This is a genomic window from Acidimicrobiales bacterium, from assembly GCA_022452145.1.
GTDB lineage: Bacteria > Actinomycetota > Acidimicrobiia > Acidimicrobiales > MedAcidi-G1 > UBA9410.
Genome location: JAKURY010000039.1, coordinates 1 through 8,945 on the forward strand (window position 1 = coordinate 1; position 8,945 = coordinate 8,945).

At 70.2% G+C, this 8,945-nt stretch carries 6 protein-coding genes; 2 read left to right on the forward strand and 4 right to left on the reverse strand.

What is annotated here, in order from left to right; all coding sequences use genetic code 11:
- Window positions 1-85: 85 nt before the first annotated feature.
- Window positions 86-1,588, reverse strand: a complete 1,503-nt coding sequence (locus tag MK177_10110) for a hypothetical protein (GenBank protein ID MCH2427668.1) — start codon at window positions 1,586-1,588, stop codon at window positions 86-88.
- A 24-nt stretch (window positions 1,589-1,612) separates the two neighbouring features.
- On the opposite strand from MK177_10110, the gene MK177_10115 reads away from it, so the two are divergent.
- Both MK177_10115 and MK177_10120 read left to right on the forward strand, forming a co-directional pair.
- The gene (locus tag MK177_10115; protein ID MCH2427669.1) at window positions 1,613-2,677 is read left to right on the forward strand and encodes a polysaccharide pyruvyl transferase family protein; all 1,065 of its coding nucleotides are present in this window, start codon (window positions 1,613-1,615) and stop codon (window positions 2,675-2,677) included.
- Window positions 2,678-2,705: 28 nt separating this feature from the next.
- On the forward strand, window positions 2,706-3,608 hold the full coding sequence (locus tag MK177_10120; protein MCH2427670.1) for a hypothetical protein: 903 nt from the start codon (window positions 2,706-2,708) through the stop codon (window positions 3,606-3,608).
- Here the strand turns inward: MK177_10120 and MK177_10125 are convergent.
- The 3 genes from MK177_10125 to MK177_10135 are packed head-to-tail and all read right to left on the reverse strand — an operon-like array spanning window position 3,605 to window position 8,848.
- Window positions 3,605-4,753, reverse strand: a complete 1,149-nt coding sequence (locus tag MK177_10125) for a UDP-N-acetylglucosamine 2-epimerase (protein MCH2427671.1) — start codon at window positions 4,751-4,753, stop codon at window positions 3,605-3,607. The two genes, MK177_10120 and MK177_10125, sit on opposite strands and share 4 nt — an antisense overlap.
- Window positions 4,710-5,462: a pentapeptide repeat-containing protein gene (locus MK177_10130; GenBank protein ID MCH2427672.1), complete on the reverse strand. Its 753-nt coding sequence runs from the start codon at window positions 5,460-5,462 to the stop codon at window positions 4,710-4,712. The genes MK177_10125 and MK177_10130 overlap by 44 nt, the downstream gene beginning before the upstream one ends.
- Window positions 5,463-5,473: 11 nt before the next feature.
- Complete coding sequence (locus tag MK177_10135; protein ID MCH2427673.1) at window positions 5,474-8,848, reverse strand: hypothetical protein; 3,375 nt, start codon at window positions 8,846-8,848, stop codon at window positions 5,474-5,476.
- Window positions 8,849-8,945: the final 97 nt, after the last annotated feature.

Below are 8,945 nucleotides of genomic sequence, written 5' to 3' on the forward strand. Positions count from 1 at the left end.
CCAGTCATTGCCGTGTACGACGTCCGGGTTCACGCTGTGTGGGTCCGGATCGGCGCGCGGTCAGGGGATGTCATGGTCGGGTCCGTCACTGGGATTTCAGGTGGCTTCGGAGGTCGGCGCCGGTGACCACTGCGTAGTGGCCCCGGACGGCCAGCGCGTCGTCGCCCACCGAGCCGTCCAGGAAGGCCGGAAGGCGGTCGAGGCGGATGACCACCCGGTCGTCGTCGGCAACGGTAGCCACGTCGGCGGGTGAGGCGACGGCGCCCGGCGGGAGGCCCCACGCCAGCGATATCCAGGTCGGCCACGGCACCTGCGGGGCGTGCCAGACGGTCGTCTGGCCGTCGGCCGGTCCGACGGCCTCAACGAGGTGGCCGGCCTCGGCCGGGGCTCCGAAGTAGCGGTCGTGGGTGGCGCCGGGCGACAGGCCGATGAGGGCGACCACCAGCAGGACGGCCGCCGAACCCTCGGCGACGCCGCGACGCAGGCCCGCCACCGACCCGTCGGCTCCACCACGTCGCAGGTTGGCCAGGGCGCCACCGGCCCGGTCGGCCAGGGCGGCGAAGCCCGGGAACAGCGCCATGAGCGCCGGGAAGTTCCAGTAGTCGTGCACCCAGGCGTTGTCGGCCGGCACCACGGCGAACACCACCACCATGGAGGCCAGGACACCGGTCAGGAACCGCGACCGGGCGTCGACCAGCCCGGCCACCAGGGCAGGCAGGGCCAGCACCAGGTACCAGGCCGGCAGCAGCCGACGGGCAAACGTCCACTGGCGATCCAGGAACTCGCCAACCGTCCAGTCGAAGCCGACCCTGCTACCGGCGTGGTCCGAGAGCTCGGCCACGCCGGCACCCTGGGTGACCCAGGCCAGCACCACGAGCGCCCCGACCGCCATTCCCGCTCCCACGACGACGACCGTGCGGTCGAGGCCACGGCGCCTCAGCAGCCAGAGCCACAGGAGCGGGGCCAGGAACACGCCCTGCCAGGAGGCGGCCACGGCCGCGGCCGATGCCACGGCGGCCCGCCGCAGGCCCCGACCGGTCGCCCCGTCGGCCACCTCGTCGGCCACAAGGAGGACCATCCCGACCATCAGGAGGTTGGGTAGGAAGCCCAGGCCCAGGCGCCCGTAGACCCACCAGAACGGTGTGGCCACCAGCGCCCCGGTGGCCGCCGCGACCGGCAGCGGGCCGAAGCCCATGCGTCGCCCCACCCAGAAGAAGGCCGGCACGGTGGCCAGGCCCGACAGGTAGCTGACGGCCTTGAGCTGCCACAGTCCCTGACCGAACACCGTGGACACCGCCAGGTGCAGGCCGGTCAGGAGCGGCGGATGGTGGGTGTAGGCGACGTCGGAGAACGGCTGCCAGGCGGCGCCGAAGGACGACCCCGACGGCCCCAGGTCCCAGAAGTTGCGGACGTGGAGGGCGAACTGGCCGATGATCCGACCCTCGTGGGAGTCGCCGAGCGGCAGGCCGAACGAGCGGGCCCAGGTGACCACCAGGAAGGCCACCAGGCCCACGACGAGCACGGTCGGCGCCCGGTCGATAACCCGGGACGCGGCGTCCGTGTGCGGTGGCGCCCCCGGCCGGTGCATCACCTCACGATAGTGTCGACCACCGTGGCTGACCGGGTGACCGTCGCCGGATGGGTCGGCTCGACGAACCTCGGCGACGAACTGCTGTTCCGCATCCTGAGCGACCTGCTGGGCGCACGTGGCGTCGCCGTGGGTGGACCCTCCGTGGACCCGGCCGGCACCGCCGCCGTCCACGGCTCCGAAGCCCACGGCCACCTCAACCCGTCGGCACTGCGCCACAGCCTGGTGGCGTCCGATGCCTTCGTGTTCGGCCCCGGTGGGCTGCTGCAGGACGAGACCGGCATCTGGAACCTCCCCTACCACCTGCGACGCATCCGGATGGCCCGCCGGGCCGGGCTGCCGTGGGCCGGCATCGGCCTGGGCGCCGACGGGCTGACCACCGACAGGGGCCGGTCCCGGGTGCGCAGGGCGCTGGTCGGACACACGGCGATCGCCGTACGCGACGAGCCGTCGGCCGACGCCCTGAAGGCCCTCGACGTGAAGCGGGTGGTGCGGACCGCCGACCTGGCGTTCCTGGCCGAAGCACCGGCAGTGTCTGGCGACGGGGTGCTCGGGGTGTGCCTCAGGGCGCCGCAGGGCAACCGCCTACGTCCCGGAGCGCTCGACGTTGCCCACCGCTGGCCCGACGCACGCGCCGACGCCATGGCGACGGCGCTGGACGACACGGCCCGCTCCACCGGGCTGACCGTACGGTTCCTGGCCTTCGACGCCCCGAGCGACGGCGTGGTCCACCGGCAGGTGGCCGGGCGGATGACGACGGCGGCAGAGGTGGTCGAACCGGACCTGGACGGCGTGGTGGCCGCGCTGGCCCGGGTCGACGCAATGGCCACCATGCGCTACCACGGCGCAGTGCTGGCGGCCCTGGGTGGTGCCGGCGTGGTGGCCGTCGAGTTCTCGCCCAAGCTCAGGTCGATCGCCGCCGACCTCGGGCCGGGCGCCACGCTGCTGGACGACGCCGCCACGGGCCTCCCGGAGGCGGTGGCCGGCGTTCTGGAGCACCGCCACCACCTGGCCGACTCCGTCGACAGGCTCCGCACGCTGGCGGGCCGCAACGTGGAGGTACTGGACGGCCTTCTGGGAGCCTCGTGAGCGCCGCGTCCGGCTGCAGGAGGGCCTCGTGAGCCTCCTACGGCGCCTTGGCAGCCTGCGGGTGCTCTGGCTGGCCGTGGTGGCCGCCCTGGCCGTCTGGCTGGCCGCCACCCGGTGGTCGGCCATGGCGGGCCTGGTTGGCGACCTCAGGCCGGTACCACTGGCCCTGCTGGTCGGCGCCTCGTGCCTGCTGCTGGTGCCCAACGCCGCCTTCTGGACGCTGGCCCTGCGGTCGATGGGCGAGCGGCCCCGGTATTCGACGGTGCTGCACGTGTCGGCCCGGGCCCTGCTGACCCGCTACCTGCCCGGCGGGATCTGGTACGCCGCAGGCCGCGGGACCCTGCTGCGGCACCACGGGATAAGGGTGGCGGCGTCGGCCACGGCCGGTGGCCTGGAGCTGGCCCTCGGGGCCCCGGTGGCCGTCGTGGTCGGAATGGTGCTGCTGGCCGCCTCAGGTGGGCTGGCCGCCTGGGTGGCCGTCGCCGCGGTCGTCGCCCTGCTCGTGGTCGTGACGCTCGGCGGGTCGCTCATCGGCCGCCTCATGGCCCGGTTGGCCCGGAGACGCGGCGGCGAACCACCGTCGGTGCCGCCGTCGACCACGCTGCTGAGGCTGGCCGCCGTGCTGGTCGGCTACTGGCTGGCGATCGGCACCCTGTTCTGGGCCTACCTGGAGGTCGTCGGCCCCACGGCCCTGCAGTGGGGCCGCACGGTGGGCGCCTTCGGCGTGTCGTGGGGCATCGGGTTCTTCACCCTCTTCGCCCCCCAGGGCATAGGCGTGTTCGAGGGGGCCCTGGTGACGGTGCTGGACTGGGGTGCCGACGCCGTGCTCCTTGTGGCCGGATTCCGGGCCGTGCTGCTGGCCCGCGACCTGCTGCTCACCGCAGTAGCCGAGGTGCTGGCACGGCGCAGTCGGACCGGGGGCCAGGCCTAGGCGCCACCCGACATCTCGACCAGCACGTCGACCACCTCGGAGGCCGGTCGCTCGTCGCCGAGTCGCCGGGGCCGTCGCCAACGCTCCGGGTCCGCCAGGAAACCGTCGACCAGGTCGTCGTCGTACCTGCTGACCAGCACGTTCTCCCCCACGCCGTCCTGCCGTTCGGTGCGGTCGCGCCACAGCAGGGTCGGCACGCCGAGGCGGGCGCACTCCTCCTGGATGGACCCGCCGTCGGTGATGACGAACGGGGCGGCGGCCAGCATCGTCACGAACTCGTCGTAGGGCACCAGGTCGCTGGTGGCCACGCCCAGGTCCTCTACGGCGGCACGCCCGCCCTTCCGGGCCAGCACACCGTCGGTCGGCGGGTGGACCACGAACGTCGTCGGACGGCCCATTTCGGCCAGGCGACCCAGCAGCGCCAGGAACCCGTCGAACCGCTCACTGCGGTGCAGGTTCTCGACACGGTGCATGGTTGCCACGACCGGCCCCGAACCCGGCTGGACATCGGCCACGGCGTCGCGCAGGGCCTCCAGGCCGGTGTTGCCCGACGTCTCGACGATTCGGGCCTTCAGGCCCATGGACCGCAGGTTGTCCGCCGACGTGGCGTCCGGGGCGAAGCAGACGGCGGACCGGCGCATCACCAACACCCGTATCAGCTCCTCGGGAAACGGGTGCCTGAAGCTGCCGGACCGCAGCCCCGACTCCAGGTGGGCCACCGGCAGGCCGGCACGTCGGGCCATGAGGGTGGCCAGCAGCGTCGACGGGGTGTCACCGTGCACCAGGCAGACACCGTCATGATCACCGAAGACCCGGGACCGCAGGCGCCGGCGGCTGACCAGCAGCCCGACCAGGCCCAGCGCCCAGCGAGCAGCCGCCGCCACGGTGTCGGCGTCGCGATCACCACCGAGGCGCACGTCGGGCTCCCTCACGCCGAGCCGTTCGCGCAGCACCGGCAGGTAGGCGCCGTGCTGGCCGGTCTCGACGAGGCGGTACGGCAGGGCGCGCCGGTCCAGCTCGCGCAGCACGGGCGCGACCTTGATGGCCTCGGCCTTGGTCCCCCAGATGACGTGGATCAGGGGATTATCGCCATTGCAGCCGTCAGTCGACGACGATCGTGCAGCTCTCGTTGCGAAGCGTCCCATCGTTGTAGATGGTGCTACACCAGAACGACCGCCGGTCGACCATTCCGGCAACGAGCGCCCCGGTCATGTTCACCGACTTGAGGTCGGCCTCCATGAACAGCGCCGCTGTCAGGTCGGCCCGCACCATCGAGGCGTGCGACAGGTTGGTACGGAAGAACAACGCCCCGGACGCCTTCACGTCGTCCATGTTGGCACCAGCAAGGTTCGTGTTCGACAGGGCCGTGCCGGCCATATTCGCCCCCGCGAGGTTCGCACCGGCCAGCATCGTGCCGTTGAAGAGAACCCCCTCCAGGTTGGCCCCCGAGAGGTTGATCCCGGGAAGGATCATGCCAGCCAGGTTCTCCCCCGCCAGATCCACCTCGGCGCAGTCGGCGTTGGGGGCCAGCACACAGGTCGGCCGCGTGGACGACGTCGGAGCCGGCACGGTAGTGGTCACTGCCTCCTCCTCCGCTGCTGCCTCCTCCTCGGCTGCTGCCTCCTCCGCTGCTGCCTCCTCGGCTGCTGCCTCCTCCGCTGCTGCCTCCTCGGCTGCTGCCTCCTCGGCTGCTGCCTCCTCGGCTGCCACAGTTGTGGCCTCCTCCTCCTCGGCTCCCCCACCGCAGGCGCCGGCAATGAGCGACAGCGCAACCAGTCCGGCTGCGATCCCAGCGCCCGTTCGGCGTCCCTTGGCGTTCGTCATGTTGACTCCCGATCCGTTCGTGTACGTCATGTTCATCCTGCTCAATCCAGGGCGAAGATCAGCACCATGGCGGTGAGGGCATCTGCCGTGTACGGCTCCCCGTCCTCATCGACCGCCGCAGAGCCATCGGCCTGGAACAACTCGATGACACCATCAGCCGACCGGGTTGCAATCAACTCGGACCCGTCCGAAGCCAGGACCGGCTGCAGCTCACCGTCAGCCAGGTTGTCCAGCGCCGAAGCGAGCGTCGCGGCAGCCATGGTGATTACCACGCCTGTGTCCGAGGTGACAGCCGTCGCCGAGTTGCCCTTTGTGTCCCTAACGGACTGCTGGGTGCCATCGGCCGAGACCTCCACCGTGGCTGCCTCCGCCTGGCGGGCAGCGACGGCGTCGTCGGCCGCCACCTGTGCCTCTTCGACCGCCTCCTGGGCTTCGGCCGCCATTTCCTGAGCTTCCTCAAGTTCGGCCTGGGCCTCAGGACTGTCGTCTCCGATGGTCGCCAGGGTCGCCACCTGTACGGCAACCAGCGCGTCCTGGAGCTCGGCGCCCTTTTCGGTCACCTCGGCTGCGGCCTGATCGGCCTCAGCAGCTGCCTCGACGTATGCATCACCGCTGGCCGGAACCTCGATCGACATCCCACCGGTATCGGTGAAGGACGACTCGACCACCACGTCCCCACCCTCTGTGATGACAGCGCCAACCGACGGATTGAACACCACCACCCGGGCCGACTCATCGGCCGGTGCGGCGTCGACTGCCGCCTCGGTCGCTGAGTCGCTCACAGCGACGGCATCATCGGCTGCAGCCACAGCGTTCTCAGCAGACTCTTGGAGGGCCTCGACGTAGGCGTCGCGGTCACCAAAGTTTTCGACAGCTGTCTCGGCCGCCTCCAGGTAATTGTTCGCCGCGGCGAGTGACGCTGTGGCGGCTGCCAGTGCCTCGGGGTCGTCCGGGTCGACGGCATCCATCGCCGCCTGCGCTGCATCGACCTGTGACTGGGCCAGCTCGGCGGACTCGGTCGCCCGGTCCGGCAGCGTGAGAGCCGACTGCACAGCATCGGCCAGGGCTTCTGCGGCTGTCGCTTCAGCTTCCTCAGTGGAGGCGAGCACGGTGGCGGAAGCCAGGTCGGCACGTGCATCGGCGGCTGCTTCAACCGCCGCGAAGACGTCCATGTTTGGGTCGGCCACGGCAGTAACGACCGCGGTTGCCTCGGCCTCGTTGGCCTCCATCAGATCGACCATGTACTCAGCCTGTCGGGCCGCAGCCGAAGTCTCCTGGACCAGGGCCAGTGCTGTCTGGGCGGCCACAACCTCGTCGTCGCTGGCGTCATCAGCCGTGGCGGCAGCTACAAGCCCTTCAGCAACTTCCATCGCCTCAGACGCAGAGTCTCGGGCGGCTGAAAGTTCGCCCTCAGCCTCCTCCCTAGCGTCAGATGCTGCAGACAGAGCGTCGTTGGCGATTCCTGGCGTCATGTCAGGGTTGTCCAATGCCACGGCGACAGCGTTGGCGTGTGTGACCGCCGTTTGCGCGGCGTCAACCGCTGCGGTCGCGTCTGCGGCCTCCTCGCCGGCCTGTTCGGCTGCGTCATCGACAGCCGTCGTATCGCCGGCAAGGACCGCATCGGCGATCGCCTGTGCCCGGTCCGCTGCAGCTGTAGCCGCGTCTGCAGTCGCCTCGGCTTCGGCGGCAGCGACAAGGTTCGGATCGGCAGCAGCCGACGACTGGAGCGTAATGACGCCGTCGTCGCTGAGTACGTAGCCGACGGAGTTGCCACTGGACAGCGTCACCACTGTCGCTCCTGCGTCCGGGTCCTGGAGAATCCCTCGAGGTGCGACACCCGGAACCGGCTCGTCCGGCGCCTCAGCGGCGTACTCGGCTGCCTCTTCGGCTACCTCCGCGGCTGCCTCTGCAGTCTCGGTAGCGGAGTCGGCGGCCTCAGCGGCAGCGGCAGCGTATGCGTCCGTGTCAGCGTAATTGTCGGCTGTCGCCTGGGCCGCCTCGGCGTCAGCCGTGACATCCGCCAGAACAGCCGCAGCCTGGGCCACAGCTTCCGCGTTGTCCGGGTCCACGGCGTCAACCGCTGCCTGAACAGCTTGGAGCTCCAAGTCGGCGGCGGCGGCCACTTCAGCAGCCTGTGCCGGCGCAGCGAGAGCAGCGTCGGCGGCGGCGGCGATGGCGGCATCGGCGGCGGCGGCGTTAGATGCAGCTACGGCATCGGCAGCGGCGGCCTCAGCGGCGGCACGCGAGGCGTCGAGCGCCGCTGCGGCGGCCTCGACATCCATGGCGGGATCGCTCACAGCCTCTGCCACAGCCGCTGCCTCGGCGGCATCTTGAGTGAGCAGGGCGGCCACGGCATCAGCCCGGGTTGACGCGGCGCTGGATTCCTGGGCGTCGGCGACAACAGCGGTCGCAGTGGCGAGGAGGGCCTGGACGGCCTTCTGCGCATCGAAGAGCTGCAGAAGCGGATTGTCGTCATCGGTCTGGGTGGAACGGCGCGACGAAGTCTCGCGCCCCTCGGCGTTCGCCTGGGACTCCAGGAAGGCCTGAATCTGCTCCATGGTGAAGCCAGCGTCCAAAGCATCCTGCAGGGCTTGCTGCTGGGCTCCAGCAGCTTCCTGCAGGTCCTCGGTCACCTGGCCCATGGACGCGGCATCGGCTTCAGCCTGTGTCGCTGCCTCTTCCTTGGCAGCCTCCGCATTCGCCGCGTCATCGGCTGCAACCTGCGCCGCTTCGTCAGCCACCTCTGGAGTCATGTCCGGATCGTTCATGGCCTCGGCGACCGCGACGTCCTCCAGCCACTCGTTGGCAACTCCATCGGCCGCGTCAGCCAGATCGTTGGCCTCAGCCGCGGAACCGTCGGCCTCCTCATGCATTGCAGAGGTATCACCCGAGTCGATTGCATCGGCAATGGCTACAGCCCGCTCGGCCTGGAACTCGGCAAGATCGGAGTCCTCAGCCGCATCGGCGGCATGCTCCTCGGCCACGTCGGCCTGGGACGGAGGCTTATAGAGGGCACTGAGGGCACCGTCCTCGTTTTCGGCGCTCAGCATCGCCACACCGTCCGGTGTGTTGGTAAGCATCGAACCGTCGTCGTTCACAATGGTCGCAGAGACGTTGCCCTCGGTATCAACGAATGAAGTGGCACCGTTGGGCTTCACCTCGACCTTGGAACCATCGGACATCTCGGTCTGAAGGGAACCGTCCTCCGAGCGTTCGGTGATCTGCGTGCTGCCGTCAGGGAACGTCACGGCGGTCTTGCCGGTGACCGGGTTCGACTCGGTGACCATGCCCTGCGGGTCGGTAACGACCACACTGCCGTCCGGGTTCTCACGGCTGACGTAGTCGCCGCCATCAGCACTGGTGAAGGTGGTGGCCCCAGACGTCGGGTTGTAACGCTGAACGCGACCGTCGGACATGTTTTTCTGGCCAGTCCCGTCATTAAGGGTGGATGTGACCGTGTGATCTCCGTTGGGGGCGATATCGATGGACCAACTACCGTCCTCGGCCTCCATC